This window comes from Microcoleus sp. D2_18a_D3 (assembly GCF_036702455.1).
In the GTDB taxonomy this organism is placed as follows: Bacteria; Cyanobacteriota; Cyanobacteriia; order Cyanobacteriales; family Microcoleaceae; genus Microcoleus.
Genome location: NZ_JAUBTK010000202.1, coordinates 1 through 1,919 on the forward strand (window position 1 = coordinate 1; position 1,919 = coordinate 1,919).

The 1,919-nt window shown below is 50.4% G+C and carries 1 protein-coding gene; it reads left to right on the forward strand.

Annotated elements, in window-relative coordinates; all coding sequences use genetic code 11:
• A partial coding sequence (locus QUB06_RS34475; RefSeq protein WP_333439320.1) for a CHAT domain-containing protein occupies nt 1-1,767 on the forward strand: 1,767 nt, incomplete at its 5' end.
• Between the last annotated feature and the right edge of the window lie 152 nt (nt 1,768-1,919).

The window sequence follows — 1,919 nt, forward strand, 5'->3', positions numbered from 1 at the left end:
CCAGCGCCGGTATCAAATTTGCCGATCGCACCAACCATTCCTCAAACTCCAGCGCCGGTATCAAATTTGCCGATCGCACCAACCATTCCTCAAACTCCAGCGCCGGTATCAAATTTGCCGATCGCACCAACCATTCCTCAAACTCCAGCGCCGATATCAAATTTGCCGATCGCACCGACAATTACTCAAACTCCAGCGCCGGTATCAAATTTGCCGATCGCACCAACCATTCCTCAAACTCCAGCGCCGGTATCAAATTTGCCGATCGCACCAACCATTCCTCAAACTCCAGTGGTTGCGCCTGCTGCTGCGCCCATAAATCTCGCACCGATACCGACACCGGAGATCGCAGCCAACCAGCCACCCAGCACAAATCGTTTATTTTCGCCTAGCTTGCAAGAGCAAAACCAGATATCTAATTCCTTGCAACAGCGCACTTCACCTCCCGCGTCTGGGAATCTTGACGCTTCTAAGTTGCCAACCGACCTCGGCGGCGTTATTTTTCCCGTAGAGGAGAGATTTACTAGGGAGTTTGCCGATTACCTAAATTTGCCATCAACAAATGCGATCGCCACCCTAGAAGATGCCCAAAATACCCTTCGCGGCGTCCAACAAGCCACAGGCATCAAACCAGCTCTCATTTATATCAGCTTTGTACCCAGGGGTTCTACAGTCGCTCGGCCTTACAGCAGTTCGCCCATCTTGCGCGTAGAACAGCAAATTCAAGCCTCTGACGAACTGGAAATGATGGTGATCGCCCCGGAAGGCGTGCCCGTTCGCCAGCGCATCTCTGGAACCTCTCGCGCCCAGGTAATGGAAGCTATGGAGAGATTTCGGGCTGAACTGACTAATCCGGTAAAGCGCAATACTAAAAGTTATTTGCCATTGGCTCAGCAGCTCTACCAGTGGATAGTAGCGCCACTCGAAGCAGAACTGCAAGCCAAAGGCATTGAGAATTTATCTTTTATCTCAGATTTGGGGTTGCGATCGATACCGATGAGCGCCCTGCACGACGGCAAAGGCTTTCTGATAGAGCGTTACAGTGTTGGATCGATGCCGAGTCTCAGTTTGACAGATACCAGCCCCGCCAATTTCAAAAATACCCAAGTTCTGGCAATGGGGGCGTCGCAATTTCCAGAGATGAGTCCTTTACCTGCGGTGGAAATAGAAGTATCGACAATCACCCCGCAGCAGTGGCCGGGCAAGTCTTTCTTGAATGAAGCTTTCACCCTGGCTAATTTGAAATCGCAGCGCCAGCAGTATCCTTTTGGGATGATTCACTTGGCTACTCACGCCGAATTTCGATCGGGAGATCCCAGCCAATCCTTTATTCAGTTGTGGGATAGTAAATTGCGTTTGGATCAGTTGCGGCAAATGAATTGGCACAGCCCGCAAGTTGAAATGTTAGTTTTGAGTGCTTGCAAGACTGCTGTGGGCGATCGAGAGGCCGAGTTGGGCTTTGGCGGGCTAGCCGTGCAAGCCGGGGTTAAATCGGCTATGGCGACTCTTTGGTATGTTAGCGACGAGGGCAGTTTGGGGTTGATGACGGAGTTTTACGGGCAGTTAAAAACTGCTCCGATTAAAACAGAAGCACTGCGGCAAGCGCAATTAGCGATGTTGCGCCAAGAGGTGCGAATTGAAGGGGGGATGCTGCACACTTCTGGTGGCAATTTGCCGCTACCCCCGGAATTGGCAAACGTGGGGAGTCAGAATTTCTCTCATCCTTATTATTGGTCTGCTTTTAGAATGATTGGTAATCCTTGGTGAAAAGAGAGGACTTATGCAGAACCTCTATCTGTAGGGTGCGCTCTGTGCACCTTACCGCTGGGCAATCCTTGGTAACAAGGCTCTCCTGAGTTTATGGTGTAAAATGTACCTACTAATACATTTACCGTTATGAGCTTCCATCTAGACTATCT